At 46.3% G+C, this 20,779-nt stretch carries 19 protein-coding genes; 10 read left to right on the top strand and 9 right to left on the bottom strand.

The features are described from left to right. Nucleotides 1-35: 35 nt before the first annotated feature. The 7 genes from ACEW9J_RS10160 to ACEW9J_RS10130 form a co-directional block, all read right to left on the bottom strand. Nucleotides 36-689 carry a GIY-YIG nuclease family protein gene (locus tag ACEW9J_RS10160; protein ID WP_373545004.1) on the bottom strand — a complete coding sequence of 218 codons (654 nt, stop codon included), beginning with the start codon at nt 687-689 and terminating at the stop codon, nt 36-38. A 219-nt stretch (nt 690-908) separates the two neighbouring features. After that, complete coding sequence (locus ACEW9J_RS10155; RefSeq protein WP_373545003.1) at nt 909-1,559, bottom strand: M15 family metallopeptidase; 651 nt, start codon at nt 1,557-1,559, stop codon at nt 909-911. A 50-nt stretch (nt 1,560-1,609) separates the two neighbouring features. Beyond that, nucleotides 1,610-1,939 carry an SH3 domain-containing protein gene (locus ACEW9J_RS10150; RefSeq protein ID WP_373545002.1) on the bottom strand — a complete coding sequence of 110 codons (330 nt, stop codon included), beginning with the start codon at nt 1,937-1,939 and terminating at the stop codon, nt 1,610-1,612. Between the two features lie 69 nt (nt 1,940-2,008). After that, on the bottom strand, nt 2,009-2,659 hold the full coding sequence (gene plsY / locus ACEW9J_RS10145) for a glycerol-3-phosphate 1-O-acyltransferase PlsY (RefSeq protein ID WP_373545001.1): 651 nt from the start codon (nt 2,657-2,659) through the stop codon (nt 2,009-2,011). Nucleotides 2,660-2,909: 250 nt separating this feature from the next. Continuing rightward, entirely contained in the window at nt 2,910-4,196 is a 1,287-nt protein-coding gene (locus ACEW9J_RS10140) for a DUF3086 domain-containing protein (RefSeq protein WP_373545000.1), read from the bottom strand. 203 nt (nt 4,197-4,399) lie between these two features. Continuing rightward, the gene (speA, locus tag ACEW9J_RS10135) at nt 4,400-6,412 is read right to left on the bottom strand and encodes a biosynthetic arginine decarboxylase (RefSeq protein WP_373544999.1); all 2,013 of its coding nucleotides are present in this window, start codon (nt 6,410-6,412) and stop codon (nt 4,400-4,402) included. A 162-nt stretch (nt 6,413-6,574) separates the two neighbouring features. Further along, entirely contained in the window at nt 6,575-7,414 is an 840-nt protein-coding gene (locus ACEW9J_RS10130; protein WP_373544998.1) for a peptidoglycan-binding protein, read from the bottom strand. Between the two features lie 346 nt (nt 7,415-7,760). Between ACEW9J_RS10130 and recR the strand changes: the two genes are divergently transcribed. After that, on the top strand, nt 7,761-8,360 hold the full coding sequence (gene recR, locus ACEW9J_RS10125) for a recombination mediator RecR (RefSeq protein WP_373545066.1): 600 nt from the start codon (nt 7,761-7,763) through the stop codon (nt 8,358-8,360). A 94-nt stretch (nt 8,361-8,454) separates the two neighbouring features. On the opposite strand, the gene ACEW9J_RS10120 is transcribed toward recR, so the two are convergent. Further along, complete coding sequence (locus ACEW9J_RS10120) at nt 8,455-9,192, bottom strand: response regulator (protein WP_373544997.1); 738 nt, start codon at nt 9,190-9,192, stop codon at nt 8,455-8,457. A gap of 243 nt (nt 9,193-9,435) precedes the next feature. Between ACEW9J_RS10120 and lipA the strand changes: the two genes are divergently transcribed. The 9 genes from lipA (at nt 9,436) to ACEW9J_RS10075 (ending at nt 19,526) form a co-directional block, all read left to right on the top strand. Then, entirely contained in the window at nt 9,436-10,341 is a 906-nt protein-coding gene (lipA, locus tag ACEW9J_RS10115) for a lipoyl synthase (protein ID WP_373544996.1), read from the top strand. A gap of 847 nt (nt 10,342-11,188) precedes the next feature. Then, on the top strand, nt 11,189-11,470 hold the full coding sequence (locus ACEW9J_RS10110) for a PqqD family protein (RefSeq protein ID WP_373544995.1): 282 nt from the start codon (nt 11,189-11,191) through the stop codon (nt 11,468-11,470). Next, nucleotides 11,442-11,930: a lasso peptide biosynthesis B2 protein gene (locus ACEW9J_RS10105; protein WP_373544994.1), complete on the top strand. Its 489-nt coding sequence runs from the start codon at nt 11,442-11,444 to the stop codon at nt 11,928-11,930. The genes ACEW9J_RS10110 and ACEW9J_RS10105 overlap by 29 nt, the downstream gene beginning before the upstream one ends. Continuing rightward, nucleotides 11,927-13,789: an asparagine synthetase B gene (locus tag ACEW9J_RS10100; protein WP_373544993.1), complete on the top strand. Its 1,863-nt coding sequence runs from the start codon at nt 11,927-11,929 to the stop codon at nt 13,787-13,789. The genes ACEW9J_RS10105 and ACEW9J_RS10100 overlap by 4 nt, the downstream gene beginning before the upstream one ends. A gap of 59 nt (nt 13,790-13,848) precedes the next feature. Then, on the top strand, nt 13,849-13,980 hold the full coding sequence (locus tag ACEW9J_RS10095; RefSeq protein ID WP_373544992.1) for a hypothetical protein: 132 nt from the start codon (nt 13,849-13,851) through the stop codon (nt 13,978-13,980). A gap of 15 nt (nt 13,981-13,995) precedes the next feature. Further along, nucleotides 13,996-15,084: a hypothetical protein gene (locus ACEW9J_RS10090; protein WP_373544991.1), complete on the top strand. Its 1,089-nt coding sequence runs from the start codon at nt 13,996-13,998 to the stop codon at nt 15,082-15,084. A 39-nt stretch (nt 15,085-15,123) separates the two neighbouring features. Further along, entirely contained in the window at nt 15,124-16,290 is a 1,167-nt protein-coding gene (locus tag ACEW9J_RS10085; RefSeq protein ID WP_373544990.1) for a 50S ribosomal protein L11 methyltransferase, read from the top strand. 175 nt (nt 16,291-16,465) lie between these two features. Next, a complete protein-coding gene (locus ACEW9J_RS10080) occupies nt 16,466-18,256 on the top strand; it encodes an ABC transporter ATP-binding protein (RefSeq protein ID WP_373544989.1) in 1,791 nt (596 codons plus the stop codon). A 64-nt stretch (nt 18,257-18,320) separates the two neighbouring features. Beyond that, nucleotides 18,321-19,526, top strand: a complete 1,206-nt coding sequence (locus ACEW9J_RS10075) for a nucleotidyltransferase family protein (RefSeq protein WP_373544988.1) — start codon at nt 18,321-18,323, stop codon at nt 19,524-19,526. A gap of 71 nt (nt 19,527-19,597) precedes the next feature. On the opposite strand, the gene ACEW9J_RS10070 is transcribed toward ACEW9J_RS10075, so the two are convergent. Then, complete coding sequence (locus tag ACEW9J_RS10070; protein WP_373544987.1) at nt 19,598-20,509, bottom strand: hypothetical protein; 912 nt, start codon at nt 20,507-20,509, stop codon at nt 19,598-19,600. Nucleotides 20,510-20,779: the final 270 nt, after the last annotated feature.

Below are 20,779 nucleotides of genomic sequence, written 5' to 3'. Positions count from 1 at the left end.
CTTCTCACAGAAGTCGGGGATCTGCGTCTGAGCTGCTAGATCGTTTCTGCTGTTTGTGCTTGAATTACTGCACTCCAGTTATCGTCAGTTATCGCTGCGATAAAATTATCGCGCTTTTTCTCATCGCTCAGAGCAGCAGCATCTAATTCTCGACTCAGATCGCTATCCGCCATCGCACGGCGCAGTTTCAGCTTTTTCTCTTCATATACAGCCTTTTCCTGCTCGGACATCGCAGATGAAGCGATTTCACCGACAGTGGTTGCCCAAACTCCACCCATGCCAGTATTTCCAGGTGGTACTGTGTCCAACTCAGCAATCCAACTGTCGCGCAAATTTTCCATCTCTTCCCGTTTGGGAAACTTAAATGGTTGCACCCGCACCAGCGCGCAAACCTCGCTGCCATGCTCGGCAAGATGCCCCCTGAGTGAGGTCAAAACATTGCGAGAGTATCCCACGTATTGAGTTTGATTAGCACTGTTTAGAACGGCATATACCCCAGCAACACGAGCATTTTCCGCCAGTGCTTGCCAATCTGTCAGGGTTAAAACGCTGTTGCTATCTAGATTTAACTGTGGTTGGCTAGTTGCTACCGCATGTTCGTCAGCCGCACTATACAAAAAGTCGTGCAAACCCTGATGATTGGCGGGTACATTTTGATGTTCAATCGATAAGTCTGGCGTATTTTCCACGATCGTCAATTCCAGATGAAGAAGCTAAGGATCATTGTAGACTGTCAACCATATTCCGAGCCAAAATTTAGATTTTTCTCAACAGTTACCTGTGACTGCACCTAGTAGCTATAGCAATCCTAAATCACATCCTTTGGTATCGATTGTGGTGCTCATGCGGCTGTCGCCTAACATACCCTACCTCAATCTATTTTCTCATTTAGGATTGCTATAGTGTGTTTATTTTGGACAATCCCATACCCATTTGCCTACATTTGGCTTACTACCATTCCAGGCATAGTGCCACCATTCGGTATCGATATGATGAAAGCCGACAGATGCCATTGTCTTTTTCAATAGCGATCGATTTTTCAAGATTTGCGGCGATAATTCCCGATAAGTATGGTGAGCTTTGGGGCTAAATTCATCGAATGGTGTCCCCAGATCCAACGGTTTCCCATTCAGATCCAAAATTGTCAGATCTACAGCAATACCACGATTGTGATCCGAGCCTTTGTTCGGATTTGCGACATATCGCTCATCGGGTTTGATGTTCCACATTTTCTGTTGAATCGGTTGCGGACGATAACAATCAAATAGTCTCAATCCACCGTACCCTTGTTGTTGCAATTGTTGACTTGCTTGCCGTACTGCTATGGCGACATCAGTGCGGAGAAAACAACGTGGGCATGGATAAAGTTTGGTCTTGACAAAATTGTTAGTAGTTGCATAAGTGAAATCGAGATCGATCTGTTTATCTCCAGATATTTCCGTCCATTGACGAGGATCGGATGGAGACTGCGGCGGATTTTTAGCGATCGCAATTTCTCGATTACTCACAATTAATAGCCAGCAATACAATGCTGCGATCGCATATTTCCACCTATTCATCTTTTAGTCTAGATTGATTTACCTAAAGTAGAAACTCAACGATCGATCGACTAGTAGCAGCTCACAAATTCTCTTAATACATATCCCATGATTTTGTAAGTACCCTGACTTTTGATTGCAACTAAAACCCAAGGTTTGCCCTGATTATCTGTAGAAATTGATTGGGCATACACAGTTCTACCATTTCTAAGTCTATTGACAACTTTACCGTTGGGTTGCAATCTCGCATTGAGCGGTGTACCAGTTGGATCTGTAACTCGACAAGCTTTACCAGATATTTCTTGAGCCTGTGCTGGTAATCCAGAATAGATACTAACTATAGTAGCGATCGTCAGAACCGCTAGCGTTGGTATATTTACTAGAGATTTTTTAGGTTTCATAGGTATTTGCTGCTAGTTATAAATACAACAACTCTCATCGGATTAATTCCGCATTATTTCTCGACTAATCTAAGTACTCGATTCTAATTTCTGCCCTAATTTTGGTTCGGTACCAGCGATAATCCGTTGGATATTGGCACTATGTCGCCAAATTACATAAATCCCGCCGACGATCGCAAAAATAATTGATGGCAAAGGTCGATCGAATACTAGCATCCAAATCGTAGCAGAAACTGCTCCCGCGATCGAGCTAACCGACACAATCCGACTTACCACCAGCCCGATACTAAAAACAACAATAGTTGCGAGTCCAACTTGCCACGACATCGCCAGTAAAACACCGACGCTGGTAGCAACAGACTTCCCACCACCGAAATTCAACCAGATCGATTTACTATGTCCTAAAATCGCTCCTGTTGCTGCTAACGGCACTAAATAAGCTTGCCATTCGGCGGGGAGTGTCGGGAATAAAGTGATGGTAAAGATAATATTTGCGATCGAGACTGCTAATCCACCTTTAAACGCATCGATGAGTAAAACAATCGATCCTGGCACTTTGCCTAATGTTCGCAATACATTCGTCGCACCTGTCGAACCCGAACCATGTTCGCGAATATCGATACCCTTTAACAATTTCCCAGCTAGATATCCAGTCGGAAACGAGCCAAAAACATAGGCAACTGTAAAAATACCTGTAGCGATAATAATATTAGATAGCATATGGAAGTGATGAGTTGTACACACAGTCAGAATCAAACAGTCGGTTGCGCTACTTGCTCCTTATTTTTACTAACTGTAACTGTCAACGGTCAACTGTCAACTGTCAACTGTTAACTGTCAACTATAGCAAGCCTAAATCAGATCCTTAGTCAAATACTGGTGCGTTACGGCTTGTGCCTAAGACACCCTACATCTGCCCACCATACAAAGCTAAACCCTAAACCCTAAACCCTAAACCCTAAAGCCTCCTCTACCGATACTCCCGATAGTCATCCATCTGTTGACTAGGATCTGGGGCAAATGCCAGCCAGAGTGGGTACTGGAGGATCGAAAGACTAATTTGCCCTTCAGAATTATCGATGATAATTAGGGGCATTTCCTGGTTGGCGACAATGCGATCGACTTTCGATACTAGAGCTTCAGGATCTTCAAATAAAATAATCCCCCCATTGGCACCAAAATCGGTCTTGGACAGCCCCAAACAGTCCTGAAAGCCTCTACGCCAGTCACCGAGTCGTTCGGGGAGGTTGGCGAGGACGAGTGTACGGAGATAGTCGCCATACAGCTCTCGTAAGGCAGATACAGCCGCAGCAGCCACTAAAATATTTTGTAAGCGACTCCCCATCGTCCGAATCGCCCCCCGCCCATCTTTGTTAAAAAACCAGTCCGAAACCTTGTCAGCATGAACGGCTTCTAAGGTACGGCGAAGTTGCCAAGTGGGGGCGTAATAATCGGGTGCATTCCGATAGCGATCGATCGAGGTGCGGACTTTGCTAGCGGTACTTTTAAATGCAGGTTCGGTAAATTGGGGCGGTTGGTTTCTGGGTGAAGGGGTGGTGATTGGTGTTTTGGCTAGGGGCGTTTGAATGCGGATTTGGGCGGGTGGCGGTTGGGGAAATTCGATTTCTTCAGCGATGACGACTAAATCTTGGAGGCTACCGACGAGGTAATCTTTGAATCCCTGGAGCCGGATGGCGACGTCTTGGGAGCCACCAGCAAAGCTTTTGTTAATTTCTTCTTTGAGGCGATCGCGTTTACGTTCGAGTTGTTCGACAGAGAGTTGGAGTTTTTGGCGACGCTGTTCGAGATCGCCGATCGAAGTTTGGATAATTTGCCCGAAACTTGTCTGAGTAGCGACGATTTGTTGTTGAAGTTGGGATTGGGTAGCTTGGAGGGTGGCGATTTGGCTCTGAATTTCTGCCTCGGTGCGGAGTAATGGTTCGAGCTGGACATCATCAATCCGTACTGATTGACTCTTTACCACTGGCTCGATATTTGGCTCTGGTTCTGAATCCTGACTGATTTTCTCTAGCAAAATTGCCCAATTATCTTCCGGTGTGGGGGTTTCGGTGGCGATCGATTCTAACTCTAATTCCTCCGCCTTCACTGTGGGTTGAGGATCGGCAACTTCGTCACTATCCCAGGCATCTTCAAGTGGCTCCGGTACTGACGAGATTTCCACCACTTGGACATCAATTATTTCTGGTTGTGGGGACGATCTGACTGGTTTGGGCTTTGCAGTTCCGTCGGGATTCATAGATTTTGGCTTAGTCAGCACAGGAGAAGGTGGCGATGTATCGTCGATGCAGCCTCTGACTAGAGAGTTACATGGCGATCGCTCATCCTCAATTATATCTCACCTCCGCTTCCACTCGAAGATCGCGATCGATGGTCGTGTACTCCATAAAAAATCCCCTCCGAGGAGGGGATTTTTACGAGTGCCCTTCGAGGAGAGGATTTTTATGGAGATAGGTAGGTGTATTGGGATAGGCTATGTTCGTAGTTTTGTAATAGGCGTTGGGCTTCGGAGATCGAGATGCGTTTGTCGAGGAGGGCTTGTTCGGCTTTTTGGCGAATGCTCTCGATCAAGTCTTCGACATCGTATTGAACGTAACCAACAACTTCCTTCATCGTATCGCCCTTGACGACGTGTTCGATCTTGTAGCCTTTGGGGGTGAGCTTGATGTGTACGGCATTGGTATCTCCAAAGAGGTTGTGGAGATTGCCCATGATCTCTTGGTACGCACCGCCGAGAAATAAGCCTAAATAATAGGGTTTTTCGGCTTCGAGGGGATGGAGTTCGAGGACGTGTTTGACATCCTTGAGATCGATGAATTGGTCGATTTTGCCGTCGCTGTCGCAGGTGAGATCGGCGAGGATACCGCGTCGGGTGGGTTCTTCATCCAATCGATGAATTGGCATGATCGGGAACAGTTGATCGATCGCCCAACTATCAGGTGCTGACTGGAATACAGACAGATTGATATAGTAGATCGATGCCATGATTTGTTCGAGTTCTTCCAAATCTTCGGGCATATACTCCTCGCGCTTGGCGATGTCGAGGATTTTTTGGCAGCAAGCCCAGTAGAGTTGTTCGGCGCGAGAACGCTCGGTGAGAGTGAGATAACCAAATTTGAATCGGCTCAGGGCTTCATCTTTAAACTGGTTGGCATCATAGAAGGCTTCCCGAAAATTTTCAGGGGTGATGCTTTCGTATGTTTCCCACAGGTTCCGCACGATCTGATGTTCGGGAGTGGAGACGGGTTGGGGTAAGTCGGTGCGGACTTCACAGGTGCTGAGGACATCAAAGATCAGCACGGATTGGTGAGAAGCGATCGCACGTCCACTTTCACTAATTAGGGTAGGAACGGGGATATTTTTTTCATTACAACTCTCGCGGACTTCGGCGACGATATCGTTGGCGTAGTTTTGGAGATCGTAGTTTTTGGAGGCATGGAAATTTGTTTGAGAACCATCGTAATCGATGCCCAAACCACCGCCGACATCCAAATATTTCATGTTCGCGCCCAGTTGGACGAGTTCGACATAGATTTTGCTGGCTTCACCGATCGCATCTTTGATTACGGAGATCGAGGAAATTTGCGATCCGATGTGAAAGTGCAACAGTTGGAGGCAGTCTAACATATCGACTTCTCTGAGCCGATCGACCACCATAATAATTTCGGGCACAGTCAGCCCAAATTTGGCGCGATCTCCACTAGATACGCCCCAGCGACCGATGCCTTTGGCGTTGAGCTTGGCGCGGACACCGAGATTGGGTTTGATGCCCAAGGATTGAGCCGCCGCGATCGCGATTTCGACTTCTTCGATCTGTTCGAGGACGATAATCGGTGTCTGGTCTAATTTCTGCGCTAGCATCGCTGTCTCGATGTATTCGCGATCCTTGTAGCCGTTGCAGATCAGCAACGCTCCAGGGTTATTGAGCATCGCGATCGCGATCATTAGTTCGGGCTTGGAACCTGCTTCCAATCCAAATTGATAAGGTTTGCCAAATTTGACGAGATCTTCAATCAGGTGCTTCTGTTGGTTGCACTTGACGGGGAATACCCCTTTATAAATACCGTCGTAATTATAACGGGCGATCGCCTTAGCAAAACAGGCATTTAACCGCTCGATCCGGTGCTCCAAGATGTCCGAAAACCGAATTAGGAGTGGCAGAGCCAAATTGCGTTGTTGCAGGGATGTGACCAGCTCATAGAGGTCTAGAGAGCCGCCGCGATCGCCTTGAGGAGCGACTGTGACATGTCCCGCTGCATTAATCGAAAAGTAAGGTTCGCCCCAACCATCAATCCGATATAGATTCTCGCTGTCTTCGATCGTCCAAGGTGCTTTCGGCTGTTCTGGTTGCTGACGTTTTACAACCACTTGAGCTTGAGCCTGAGGATCTAAAGTATTTTTCAATAATTCATTCAATTCCGCAGCTACGATCGCATCGGGTAGCTTTAGTTCCATATTTTTTTTAGCCACTGACTATCCCATGTCCCGCATCCGACGGGTCTCCGTATTTGATCTTAACGCATTATTTCAGGATCTCACGATCGTTCTAATGCACTCTATTGTACCTAAGGTACCCTGGAGATCGATCGAAATTGATGGGTCAAAAGACAGATAATCTCACAGTCTAATTCCCAGCGTCTTCAATGTCATCGAGCCAACATCGCCATCGGCTGTCAATCCTTTACTAATTTGAAACTTAATCACCGCAGCCTGAGTCTTTTGGTCAAAAATACCATCGATCGGGGTAGGGAAGCCAACATTGGTCAAGCTCTGCTGAATCCGCGTAATCACAGATCCTGTATCACCGAGCTGAAACAGCGTCACTAGCGCGAAACCACCGATCGGACAGCGATCCATCTTAGCGGCGGTTTGGTCGCCAAAGTTGCCATCGACGGTCATTTTATCGGTGGGATTGTATTTATTCCACAGGCTCTGAAAAGCTTTGACCCCCAGATTGCTCACATCATCACGACCGTTATTATTAAAGAAGTGGACGAGATCGCGGCTACCTTGCCATTGCCAACCATGAGCTAGGAGGTAAGGTTTCCACGCATTATAGTTACTTACATCGATCGCTAAGCCATCTTCATGGTTGCTGTTCCCTGGTTTGGCGGCGAGGGGAATTAATTTCGGATCTCTCCGATACGTTTGGTAGAGAATATGCTGTTGAGCGACAGTCCGATAGGCAGAATTAATCGTCATTCTCAGGCTAGGTTGCTTGCTTACTCCTTCCCGCAGCACAGCCCGTAAATTCTCTTTAGCTCCAGCTTGGAGATAAAGATTCAAATGTGATTCGCCAGAACTGCTAATCCCTGGTAAATTCTCAAAGTTAATTAAAATACCCGTCTGTAAGGTATTCATTTGGGCAATAATTTGCCGACTCAAGCCGCTCACACGTCCTGTATCGACATTGCGGGATTGAATCATCATCTCGATCGCTTCTTTAACTGTGGTCATATTGTGAGGAGATAGGGAACAATAAATTGGTACTTATCCATTTTCGTCCCGATAGTATCGGGGAGAGCGTGGATATAGGAGTGGTAGATGCACCCTGATTATTCGTCCCTGACTTACCTTTGTGTGAGTTGGGGCTTTTTATGAGATCGGATACTGGTGCGTTACGGCTTGCGCCTAACACACCCTACCTCAATCTAGTCGATCGTTTAGGATTGATGCAGTTGTTATTAGTCCGTTTTAATCTCCAATAACAACTTCGCTGTCAACTCTCAACTGTCAACTATCAACTGTTTAATCGGTTGCGTCATCGCATATAATAATTATTCATCGATCGTTAGGAGCTAAGATTACGGCTTATACGCGCCCCCTTGCTAATTTAATCGAGCAATTACAGCATTTGCCTGGAGTAGGCCCTAAATCTGCCCAGAGATTAGCTTTACATATTCTCAAACGATCGACCGCAGAAGTCGAACAATTGGCTCAAGCTCTGATCGAGGCTAAACAGCAAGTCGGCTTGTGTCAGGTCTGTTTTCATTTATCAGCCGAACCGACTTGTGATATCTGTCGCAATCCCCAACGCGATCGACAAACCATCTGTATTGTCGCTGACTCTCGCGATGTAATTGCTTTAGAAAGAACGCGAGAATTTAGCGGTCAATATCATGTATTAGGTGGCGTTATTTCACCGATGGATGGGATCGGGCCAGAACAATTAAATATCTCATCTTTGTTGCGGCGGATCGTGGCCCAAGATGTCAAAGAAGCGATTGTGGCGGTGAGTCCTACAGTTGAAGGTGAAACCACAACTCTCTATCTAGGAAGACTTATCGCACCCTTAACCAAAGTCACTAGAATTGCGTTTGGGCTGCCAATGGGCGGCGATCTAGAATATGCAGACGAAATAACCCTCGCCCGCGCTCTAGAAGGCAGACGAGAGATAAATTAAGGGAAGTAACATTTCGCCAGTCGGTCCACATCATCAGCTCGATGTCAAGTTAAACTCACCACTAAAAGATAATAACTGTCAACTTTTAATTAAATTACGTTAGTCTTTTTTTAATCAAAACAACTAACTGACCTAATTGTTTTTTCAATGTGTCAACATCAGTTTCAAGTTTGATTACCTTTTGAATTGTGGTATCATTTTCGGTTTGCTGAGTTTGTCGTTCAGCGTCAAATTTGGCAGTCAACTTTTGAATTGCTACAACTTGAGATCGATTTGCTGCTAGCAGTTGTGCTTGTAGCTCTTGGATTTCAGCAGTGGTAGCTGTTTGGATTTGGGCAATATGTTCGTTCGAAACTTTCAGTTGAGCTTGTAACTGAGCGATCTCATCATTGCTAACTTGAGGTTCGGCGAGAGTCACTACCGAGCCAGGTAGTTCAGCCATCCGAGGACGCGCCTTACGCGCCTTAGTCATTGCCACTCTAATCGCTTCAGCTAGCACGACTCGATCGAATGGTTTCTCGATGAATTCAAAATATTCAAATGGCTCGGAAATCTTGCTAGTGACTTCTTCTTTTTTGCCAGACATCAAAACTAAGGGAATCTTTTGAAATTCTGGATGTGCCTGAATTTGCTGAAATACTTCCCAGCCGCTCATTTTGGGCAGAATAAAATCCAACATGATCAGAGCGGGGCGTGCCGTTTCGACAAAGCCGATTCCCTCTAGCCCATCTTTTGCTTCAATTACTTCAAAGTCACCTTCTGGAAGCATATCGCGCACGGTCTTCCGAATCACGCGACTATCATCGATTACCAATATTTTACTAGTTGCCACACTTGACTCCTTATTGTCTGTGATGAATTTAGGTATTGTTACTGGTCGTTACTCCTGTCCCTATAATTCAGATGATTTGACCCAGTTTCAGTGCAAATTGAGAAAACTTTGAGAAAATTCCGATTTCTGTTGAGAATTGCTAAAATTCAAGGGTAGCATCGATCGACCCACACCTCACAAATTAGCTGACTTTCACCATTCATCGAAATCTTAGTTCCTCAATCTCAACCCTCACTTCTTACTATGCCCTCATCTGCCGCAGATTTAGCACGTTGGCGTGCTGAAGTTCAAGCTCTTCCCACTTGGTTGCGTCGATCGATCGGCACAGCCAGCGAACTTTCGACAGTCCAACAGATTATCAAACAGCGTCAGATCCATACGATCTGCGAAGAAGGTCGCTGTCCCAATCGCGGCGAATGCTACTCTCAGCAGACCGCTAGTTTTCTGTTGATGGGGCCTACCTGCACGCGGAGTTGTGGTTTTTGTCAAGTGGATAAAGGTCACGCGCCGATGCCCCTTGACCCTCAGGAACCCCAAAAGGTAGCGGAGGCGGTCGCACTGTTGGGACTGCGGTATGTAGTACTGACAGCGGTAGCGCGGGACGATCTCGATGATGGCGGTGCGGGTTGGTTTGTCGCGACGATCGCCGCAATTCGGGCGGTCAAACCCCAGACTCAGGTGGAGGTGCTGACGCCAGATTTCTGGAGCGGTCAGGATGCCGCAGCTCAACAACGATCGCGGATCGCCACTGTAGTTGGCGTCCAACCTGCTTGTTACAATCATAATGTCGAAACAGTAGCCAGACTCCAAGATCGGGTGCGCCGTGGGGCAAAATACAGGCGATCTCTAGATGTCCTCAGCCATGTCAAAGCCCTCGATTCGAGCATTCCTACCAAGTCAGGGTTGATGCTCGGACATGGCGAAACCGAAGCCGAAATCATCGAGACATTACAAGATCTGAGATCGATCGATTGCGATCGACTCACCCTCGGACAGTACATGCGACCATCCCTCGAACATCTGCCCGTTGTCAAATATTGGACTCCAGCCGAATTTGATCGATTGGGCGAAATTGCCAGAGAATTAGGTTTTAAGCACGTTCGATCGGGGCCGTTGGTGCGAAGTTCGTATCATGCGGGTGATAGTTGATAGTTGACAGTTGACAGCGTTCTGATTAGGACAGCTTACATTAAAGTCCGTTTGGGTTAAGGATATCAGTGAAACTCTTTTCTAGATTAAATTCTAGTCAAGTAACTTCCAATTTAAATAGTTAGCACCACAGATCTTTACCCCACCCAGCCTCCCCTTATAAAGCAGGGCTGATCCATCCACCAGAGAAAAACCGCTCTAACCCTTTTCTGTCATTAAGTCTCGATCGAATGTAGATGGAAGTTAAACGAAACAATTGGGTTTTAGCATTATTCTTTTCCCAATAGATCAGCCCTGCCCTTATAAAGCGGATGCGCGCACTGGGCGGGAGACCCGTCCAGTTGACAGTGTTAGCGCACCAAGCAGGGGAGGAGCTAATCTATCATTTATTCAATTTAATTTGGTATAACCTCCAACTACAATCTAGAGTGGAGTGAAAGCCGCTCCAAGTTAGCACACCAGCCATCCATACGCAGGGGAGTTTGAGAGGGCGGCGGCTCGCGCTCTCGGCTCTGCCGAGGGTTTAGCGAGACAAGACAGCGTTCCGCTCCTCAACGGGGGGTCTGGGGGTCGGAACCCCCAGATCCGGGTTCTGCCTACACTAGGAAAATCGCAACTTGCCAGTATATATCGTATACCGATTAGCTTTTCACAAGCATTTAAACATGAGGCTTAACCCAAACTAGAATTACATTAGTAGTATACATAATGATACAAAAAAACGGTAAACGAATAACTAGTGAGATCTCGCCGATCGATGGTATATTCTAAAGAAATCCGGTGTGCATAAATGTATAACATTGTGTACGATCGCGTCTATACCCCCTTTTTCTAGTGCTGTGGATTAATGCTAATACTTACACAGAAAGTTGCTGTCAAAAAAGATATTCTAGTTCAAGATATGGGCGGCGAACTCGTCCTACTCAACTTAGAGAGTGAAGAATACTTCGGACTCGATGATGTCGGTAATGCGATGTGGTCCTGCCTCAAAGAAGCTGACTCATTGCAAACTGCCTACGATCGACTGCTCGATCGCTATGATGTCAATCCCGAAGAATTAAAGCAAGATTTCCTAAATTTGGTTGCCCAATTTGTCGAACATGAATTGGTTGAAATTACTCCAGCGTAAATACACCACCATCTCTGGACTATCCAAGCACGAGAAATCGTTACTATTCCAAGCTTTGTGGCTACTACCTTTAGTCGCAATTCTGGTCCAGACTAAGGGACTACGGGTGACTCGATCGATACTATTGCAACTGCCATTACCAAAATACTCCAGCACCAATCCGCCCCCGCTCGATGCGGTAGAAATCCAAGTCTGGACAACGGTGCGGCTAGTTCGAGTGGCGATCGGCTACAATTACCTGTGGACAAATTGTTTGAAACAGTCTTTGGTACTGTGGATTTTGCTGCGATCTCAGGGAATTATAAGTGAGTTACGCATCGGCATCCAGCGATCGACCAAATTTTCGGCTCATGCTTGGGTAGAGTATCAGGGTATTATTTTAAATGATACTGATGATGTACATCAGCGGTTTCAAGCTTTCGATCGTTCGTTTGAACAACCTATTCAGAAAAAACTGTGAGCGGAATTGTCGGGCTGATTCATACCAATAGGGCACCTATCGATCCGAGCTGCTTACGCCGGATGACTGAGGTGATGACCTTTCGGGGGCCAGATGCTCAAACGGTCTGGTCGCAAGGTTTTGTCGGCTTTGGACATACGCTGTTGCAGACAACTTGGGAATCAGCAGCCGAGTCTCAACCATTTACACTCGATCGACAGGTATGGATTGTTGCCGACGCGCGGATCGACGATCGCCAAACCTTGACTGAGAAATTAGGACTCACGCACAGAGCTAATGGCGAGCAAATATTGACGGATATCGAGCTAATTTTACGGGCATATCTCCATTGGGGCGATGATTGTGTCCAGCATTTATTAGGAGATTTTGCGTTCGGGATTTGGGACGATCGGACTGGACGGTTGTTTTGTGCGGGCGACCAGATGGGTGTCAAGCTGTTTTATTATAGTCAGGTAAGTAATTGTTTACTATTTAGCAATACGATCGCTTGTCTGCGCCAACATCCTCAGGTATCAAGCGGACTGAACGATCGAACGATCGGCGATTTGCTCCTATTCGATCTCAATCACCATCCCACCACAACAGTCTTTGCCGATATTCAAAGATTGCCCCCAGCACATACGCTCACTTGGTCTTTGGAGCGGGGATTGCAGACGCGCCAGTATTGGACGATGCCAGTACCAGAAATAATTAGGTACAAGAATTCTCAAGACTATCTCGATCGGTTTCAAGAATTGATGAGTCAAGCAGTCGGAGATCGCCTCCGTACAGATCGAGTTGCCAGCTTTCTTAGTGGGGGACTGGATTCGACGACGATCGCTGCTACAGCACTGGCGGTCGCCAGACAACGCAATCATTCGCTAGACTTGAAGGCTTTTACAGTTGTGTATGATACGCTCATACCCGATCGCGAACGTTATTATGCTGGACTTGCTGCCGCTAGTTTGGGCATCCCGATCGATTATCAAGTAGCCGATGACTACACTCTGTATCAAGGGCACAGTTCAGAATTGCTGATGCCAGCACCATACAACAATCCACTAGAGAGCGTCAATTGGGAGCGATCGCGGCGGGTTGCTGCCCATAGTCGCGTAGTGTTTTGTGGTGATGGTGGCGATGAATCGCTGACTCCCAGTTCAGCGATCGAAATGCTCAAAACAATGCCACTATTTGATGTAGGATCGGATTTGAGCCGTGCTTATTTTGGTTTTGGTGTCCGACCGCATTGGGGGTCTGGTTTACTCGGTAGACTGCGACGGGGCCAAAATTCCCAGCCAGCTCCTGCCTATCCTCAATGGCTAAATCCAGATTTTGCGCGATCGCTCGACCTCGAACAGCGATGGTCGCAAATCGTCAACCAGCCCGAGCCATTAGTGGATTCGCCGCGATCGCCAGCCTATCACAAAGTTAATTCGATCCTGTGGGCAGCTTTGTTTGAGACAAACGATCCTGGACATTCGGGAGTTCCAGTCGAAGTTAGACTTCCATTCATCGATTTGCGATTGGTAGATTATTTATTGGCATTGCCATCTACACCTTGGTGTACAAATAAGACGTTATTGAGGATGGCAAATATCGAGAGCTTACCAGCAGAAATTAGGTTGCGACCTAAAACCCCCCTAGCCGGAGACCCATTGACCGGAAAAGTTTTGCAGCCAGAGGAGCGAGTGTCAATCTCGAACATGTTGCGAGCTGTAGATGGCTATATCCACGGTGGCGATGACTTATTGTTAGCGCAGCATTTGAAGTGGGAAGACTTTATCCCCATCAGTTTCGCATATTGGTTCGATCGACATCTTCATCTCACGCCCAAGGATACTCATTTAATCCCATCAACTAGCCGACACGACACATCTTAGTCATCTGACTGAGTTAGTATCTGTCGGTTGTGTACTTAAAATTACCCCAAATTAAAACTATGAACAAGCAAGATTACCACAAGCCCGAATTTCGGATGTATGGAAATATCAGTGTGATGACCCAAGCGATGGGATCGAAGACCGCCGCAACATCAGATGGTGGAACTGGTAGTAGACGGAAGACCTCCTAGGAATTTCATTAGTTCATGAAATATTATCGGATTTATGGTCTGAATTTGACCGTTAATATCGCTTTGCCAGGACTTATTGCCATAGCTAACCTGGCAGGCGATCTTCCTGCTGTCGATGTTGTCTTGGGTAAGTTGCCAAGCTGGCTGAGTCAGATTCCATCAGGAACTCCAAATTGGCATACTCGGATGGAAGAGTCAGGACTAGACGGAGCGACATCCGATCCCATCCTCGAAGTGTGGAAGATTGACGCTCCCTTGGTGGCTGCGTCTAGCGGTAGCCTCAGCGATCCACAAAGATCCAAAACAGATCGAGATCGATCGATCCCGTCCCGCGACGAGTATTTTTACTGCCGATATGACGATCGAACTACTTTTGTGGTGAGTCGGTTAGGTACCCAGATTTGGGCAATCTGGCCGGACGATCTGACTGTCGAAGATATGGCTACTTATCTTTTAGGCCCAATTTTGGGTTTTGTACTTAGACTGCGGGGTACGGTTTGTCTCCATGCCAATGCGATCGCGATCGACGATCGAGTTGTAGTATTAGTCGGAGCCGCTGGAGCGGGTAAATCTACCACAGCAGCGGCATTTGCTCGTCAAGGTTATCCAGTGCTGTCCGATGATGTGGTACCACTGAGCGATCGAGGTGATACCTTCCTGGTTCAACCTGCCTATCCGCGCATCCGGTTGTGGGATTCCTCCGTGCGGGCGTTGTATGGTGCTGCCGAGGCTTTACCGCGATTGGTACCGACCCATCCGACTTGGGATAAACGGTATCTGGATTTGAATCAGACTGGATATCAGTTTCAGTCAGAACCATTACCGCTAGCAGCGATCTACTACATCAACGATCGGGATGACAATCCCGCCTATCCGCAGATCGTCCCGATGACTACTCAGGCACAAGTTATCACCTTAGTGACGAATACCTATACTAACTATCTACTCGACAAACAACTCCGCGCCCAAGAGTTTGAATTTCTGAGTCGAGTCGTCAAAAATATCCCCGTTCGCCAACTTACTCCACATACGGACATCGAACGGTTAGTTGAGACGATCGAACTAGTCATCAATGATTTTCGGCACGAACGAGATAAGGTATAGTTTATCCCAGTCCCCCCGTCCCCTACCCCACAAACTTCGATGAGTACTTCGATCCAAGGTTATAGCATTTTTGGCTATGGTGATATGATTACCGATCGCTACCGGATCGATCCTTATATTCAAGCCCTCAAAGCAGCCATTAAACCTGGTGCGGTAGTATTGGATATCGGCACAGGGACTGGTTTTTTTGCTGTGCTTGCCTGTCAATTTGGAGCGCGGAAAGTCTACGCGATCGAACCTGATGATGCAATTAGTATCGCCAAACAGGTAGCGATCGACAATCACTGTGCTGATAAAATTGAATTTATCCAAGCTCTATCGACGCAGATCGATTTACCAGAGCAAGTAGATGTAATTATTTCCGATCTACGCGGCGTCATCCCGCTCCATCAATATCATCTAGCCGCCATTACCGATGCCCGCCAGCGATTTCTCAAACCAGGTGGCGTACAGATCCCGCTCCAAGACACGATCTGGGCCGCTCTAGTCTGCGATCCAGAATACTACCACAAAAAATATCTTTCACCCTGGGCAGATGCTCCCCACGGCTGTATTTTGACCGCTAATCGTCAGTTTGTGACCAATATTTGGCACAGACATCGGATCGAACCAGCGCAATTATTAGTCGAGCCGCAAGTCTGGACTACCCTCGACTATACTACTGACCTCGAACCCAACGTCAAAGCGACCAGAACATGGACGATCGATCGATCTGGTACCGTACATGGCATCGGCATGTGGTTTGATGCGCTTCTAGCTGAAGGGATTGGCTTTTCCAATGCCCCAGATCGACCAGAATGTATTTATGGAAATGCCTGGATGCCGCTGACTGAGCCAGTAGATCTAGCTCCTGGCGATCGAGTATCTGTAACGCTCCAAGCCAATCTGATCGGTGAAGACTATTTGTGGTCTTGGCAAACTCAAGTCACCGCTGGAGCCGATCCTCAACACGTTAAAGCTGATTTTAAACAGTCTACTTTTTTTGGCGAGCCGCGATCGCCCCAATCCTTACAACAGCAATCCGATAGTTATGTTCCAACCATCAATGAATCCGGCAAAGTCGCGCTGACTATTCTCAACTCGATGACAGCAGGTAAATCTTTGGGTGATATCTCCCAAGCTTTGACTCAACAATTTCCGCACCGCTTTGCCACCGTTGCCAAAGCGTTGAGTTATGCAGTAGGTCTGACTCAAAAGTATAGTTGAATTAATTGATAATTGATAATTAAAATATAGCAGTCCTATTTGATTTGTAAGAATATTGTAGGGTGTGTTATCGCGAAGCGTAACGCACCGAAGGGACTGCCCAGTGGGGTTGAAATCCATTTTCTTTGTTAAAATCGCCCAAAACTTCCCCATTGCTCAACCCTAAATAATCATCTTGAAATCTTCGATCGCTAATCTTCAGCGGGCTATTTACCTAGTTTGGCAGAGTTCTCCCCGATGGACGGTAGTTGGGTTGGGATTGTTGTTGATTCAGGGTATCCTACCGTTGGGACAACTTTATGTAATGAAACGGCTGATCGACACCCTGACTCTCGGTGTGAGTGGAGCCACCCCCGAAACCCTTCAAGCCGCGCTGCTGTGGATTGGGCTAATTGGCTTAGTTTCGTTGCTCGGAGATGCCTGTAGTGCCCTGAGTAAGCTCACTCAGACCGTCCAAACTGAAGCCGTTAGCGATCGAGTCCATAGTTTACTCCATACTAAATCGATTCAGGTCGATCTGCAATATTACGAAAACACGGACTATTACAACACATTGCATCGTGCCCAAGAGCAAGCCACCTACCGCCCGCAAATGGTCTTGGCTAGTCTCCTCCAAGTCGGGCAGAGTGGACTCTCTCTCCTGGGCATCCTCGCCTTACTGACCTCACTAAATTGGGCGGTGCCGCTACTGCTGTCGATCGCTACTATTCCAGGGATTTTGATGCGGGTCAGGTACACAGGCAAAGCCTACGGACGAGTCAGCTCTTGGACGGAGAGCGAACGTCAATCTGACTACTTCCATACCCTGCTCACCACTGAACCACATGCCAAAGAAATTCGCTTATTCAATCTAGGATATCTATTTAGTCAGTGGTTTCAAACGCTCAGAACCAAGATTCGGCGAGAGAAAATCCACCTGGCTACTCAACAATCGAGGATTGACCTGATTACGAATGGTAGTGCGACTGTGGCTGTTTGCGTCGCTTGTGGTATTACTGCTTATCAAACTATCCAAGGTGCGATTACTTTAGGTGGATTTGTGATGTATTATCAAGCTTTCGGGCGCGGTCAAGGTTTTTTACGAGAACTCCTCAGTAATCTGATTGGGCTGTATGAAAATAGCCTCTTTCTCCAAGATTTTTATCAATTTCTCGACCTCAAACCTACCATCGTCGAACCCAAAGATCCCAAACCTCTATCCCCAGGCTGGGAAACTGGTATTCGCTTGGAGAATGTCAGCTTTAACTATGCTCACAGTCAACGTTCGGTACTCAAAAATATTAACCTCACGATCGAGCCTGGTGAAGTCGTAGCCATCGTCGGAGCCAATGGTGCTGGTAAAACCACACTGATCAAACTGCTGTGTCGCCTTTATCAGCCAACAATGGGTACTATTACTCTTGATGGGGTAGATTTGGGTGATTATTCGATTACCGAGCTACGTCGTCAGATTAGTGTGTTATTTCAGGATTATATCCACTACCAACTCACTGTCAAAGAAAATATTTGGTTGGGAGATATAGAAGTGGAACCTAACTCCGAGCTGATTTGGGCAGCAGCACACAAAGCTGGTGCCAATCCGACGATCGATCGACTTCCACATGGATTCGATACCCGTCTGGGTAATTGGTTCGAGCAGGGTGAAGAGTTGAGTATCGGACAATGGCAAAAAATTGCGTTGGCGCGGACATTTCTGCGCGATGCTCGATTAGTGATTTTGGACGAACCAACCAGTGCTCTCGATCCCCAAGCTGAAGCCGAGGTATTTGCAAGATTTCGCCAACTCGTCCGAGGTCGCACGGCGATTATCATTAGCCATCGACTATCTACGATTAAAATGGTCGATCGAATCTTGGTATTATCAGATGGACAGCTAGCCGAATCTGGCTCTCACGCAGAATTGATGCAGCAGCAAGGTTTGTATGCACAACTATTTACCACCCAAGCACAGCATTACCAACTCTGAGATGTTACCGATTTAGGGAATAATTTCTCTACTTTTGCTTCCCATTCCCCATCAGCATCCAAATATGACATTAGCATCTGCAACCATTCCCGCCCAAAGCTCAGGGCAAGCTGAGATCGAACTGTTACTTTGTTGTAGCCATACTCATCCAGAGCCACATCAACTTACACGCATTCAAGCTTTAGTCAGACAGCCACTGGATTGGACTTATCTAGTCGAGAGAGCAACGCATCACAATATCCTCCCATTAGTCGATCGACAATTACAACAGATCGACTCTGATTCGATTCCCTCAGAAGTGTTAGCACAGATTCACGCCAATTTCGATGGAAATTTCCAGCGCAATCTTCACCTCACAGCAGAATTATTAAAACTGAGCCAACTATTTAAGACTCATCAGATCCCTATGCTCTCCTTCAAAGGGCCAATCCTCGCGCAGATCGCCTATGGAAACTTAGCACTGAGACAATTCCTCGACATCGATATTTTAGTCCCCGAAGCTGACGTAGTTCGCGCCAATCAGTTGTTGGTAGATCGAGGTTATCAGTCACAATTTGCACTGACAGAAAGCCAACAAATACTCTATGCAGGGCTACGAAACGAACATTGGTTTTGGCATGAAGAAAAACAGGTGTGTGTCGATCTACATTGGTCTATTTTACCAAAGCATTTTTCCTTTACACCAGATCCACAATTGCTGTGGAGCAAAACCGAAAAAGTGGAGTTTGGTTCGCAGTCGATCGATACTCTGATCCCAGAACATTTGCTATTATTTTTGTGCGCTCATGGTGCTAAACATAATTGGTGGAGATTGTACTGGATCTGCGATATTGCAGAACTACTGCGAACTCATCCAGATCTAGACTGGGCAAGTATTCATAGTTTAGCAGGTAGATTTGGGACAAAAAGAATGCTGTTTCTGGGACTTTATTTAGCCCATCAATTGCTCGGCGCAGTATTACCATTATCTGTATTAACCGAAATAGAGTCCGATCCGACAATACCGATCTTATCTATCGAAATTCACGAGCGGCTATTTCAAATTCCAGCTAATAGTGATGATTCGAGCTGGACATGGAAAGATTATGCGATCTATCGTCGCACGATAACATCTCTGAGAGATCGCCTCTGGTATTTGGTAGATACAATTTTGCCACCGACTCCTTTAGAGTGGCAGATCGTCACGCTACCTCGACCACTGTTCCCACTTTATTATCTCGTTAGACTAGTCAGACTAATTTTAAAACATCTGTTTCGGATCGATGTTTAAATAGTTGACAGTTAACAGTTGACAGTTAACAGCGAGGTTTTTAGGATGGGGATTTACACCTTTGAGCTTTATTAATTATCGGTGTTTTTCTTGCCATTGTAAACATCGCGAGGATCGACGCCGATTTCTTGGAGATATTTATAGACAACCTGCAATCTTTGCTCTACCATTACCGCCCGATTTTCTAGTCGATCGACTTTAGCTTCCATTTCAGTATTCAATCCGATTTGAGCTTGGAGCCTTTGTTCCAATTTTTTAATAATTTCCCAGGCTCGATCTGGATTAATTTCTAACTGCTTTTGGTGAATTTTTTCAGCTAAATCTACTGGAGTTGCAACACTACTTCCGATTATTGCAGGTATTTTTCCTACGTTTGTAGTAGAGACAGGTGGCTGAATATTTGCCATGACACCTGTATTTTCTGACATGATTTGAGCTAGCCAGAGGACTTGCTGCTCACGTTTTAGTTCGAGTTGCCCAGCGATTGTTTTAATAGTAAAGATCCCAGCATTGACAATGATATTTTGGACGGGATACCAATTCTGCTTGAAGTTTACCAAGATCTCCATATTAAACCGCTGTTTATCTTGAAATTTTTCGGTCGGCCACCATTTTTTCCATAAGATCGCTGGTTCAGTATACCAAATTCTATATCCGGCAGGTGTAGCATAATATTTATATTCAATAAAACCAGCACGACTACTAGCATTACCAAACATCACAAAATCTCGATCGATCAGCAGTCGATCGATTAGTTTTAAAAATGGTGAACTCTGCTTGACAATAACGTTGCAAGGCTTATTCTGTAAATACATAATCGCGATCGGATCGCCATTTCGAGCCAGTAATTGAGACAATCCACCATGGACTTCGATCCGGAGATTAGCACTAGCTAATAGTCGATCGCCACCTTGGACAAATTGCTCGATCAGTTTGTCATCATCTAGCTCAAAAACATTGAATACGCTCGATTGGCTCATCATAATTAGGTGTTAGGTGTTAGGTGTTAGGGATTAGGTCTTATCCCAAACTGACGTTAGCTAGTTAGATTAGTCAGTAGTCAACTATCAGGGAATAAACCCCACAGCTAAAATTAGCGATGTTGCTAATCAAACGATCGTCATTTGAATCAATCATACCCGCGCGATCGAGCAGTTCGTATCCGACAAAAGTCGGAGATTAGCTCATAAAAATGACAATTATTCCTAGTGGCTCTGGCAGTAGAGGTAATCGATCGCGTATCGGTGCCAAAT

It is taken from the genome of Chamaesiphon sp. (assembly GCF_041737865.1).
Classification (GTDB): domain Bacteria; phylum Cyanobacteriota; class Cyanobacteriia; order Cyanobacteriales; family Chamaesiphonaceae; genus Chamaesiphon.
Note: the sequence above shows the minus strand (reverse complement) of the source record. Positions and strands in the feature narration are given on the sequence as shown.

Coding starts and splice junctions, on each gene's coding strand:
- ACEW9J_RS10105 (WP_373544994.1), top strand. CDS start 11,442: ATGAATTGGTTGAAATTACTCCAGCGTAAATACACCACCATCTCTGGA.
- ACEW9J_RS10140 (WP_373545000.1), bottom strand. CDS start 4,196: ATGAATCCCGACGGAACTGCAAAGCCCAAACCAGTCAGATCGTCCCCA.
- ACEW9J_RS10155 (WP_373545003.1), bottom strand. CDS start 1,559: ATGAATAGGTGGAAATATGCGATCGCAGCATTGTATTGCTGGCTATTA.
- ACEW9J_RS10085 (WP_373544990.1), top strand. CDS start 15,124: ATGAGTACTTCGATCCAAGGTTATAGCATTTTTGGCTATGGTGATATG.
- plsY (WP_373545001.1), bottom strand. CDS start 2,659: ATGCTATCTAATATTATTATCGCTACAGGTATTTTTACAGTTGCCTAT.
- ACEW9J_RS10095 (WP_373544992.1), top strand. CDS start 13,849: ATGAACAAGCAAGATTACCACAAGCCCGAATTTCGGATGTATGGAAAT.
- ACEW9J_RS10090 (WP_373544991.1), top strand. CDS start 13,996: ATGAAATATTATCGGATTTATGGTCTGAATTTGACCGTTAATATCGCT.
- speA (WP_373544999.1), bottom strand. CDS start 6,412: ATGGAACTAAAGCTACCCGATGCGATCGTAGCTGCGGAATTGAATGAA.
- lipA (WP_373544996.1), top strand. CDS start 9,436: ATGCCCTCATCTGCCGCAGATTTAGCACGTTGGCGTGCTGAAGTTCAA.
- ACEW9J_RS10110 (WP_373544995.1), top strand. CDS start 11,189: ATGCTAATACTTACACAGAAAGTTGCTGTCAAAAAAGATATTCTAGTT.
- ACEW9J_RS10070 (WP_373544987.1), bottom strand. CDS start 20,509: ATGATGAGCCAATCGAGCGTATTCAATGTTTTTGAGCTAGATGATGAC.
- ACEW9J_RS10150 (WP_373545002.1), bottom strand. CDS start 1,939: ATGAAACCTAAAAAATCTCTAGTAAATATACCAACGCTAGCGGTTCTG.
- ACEW9J_RS10130 (WP_373544998.1), bottom strand. CDS start 7,414: ATGACCACAGTTAAAGAAGCGATCGAGATGATGATTCAATCCCGCAAT.
- ACEW9J_RS10075 (WP_373544988.1), top strand. CDS start 18,321: ATGACATTAGCATCTGCAACCATTCCCGCCCAAAGCTCAGGGCAAGCT.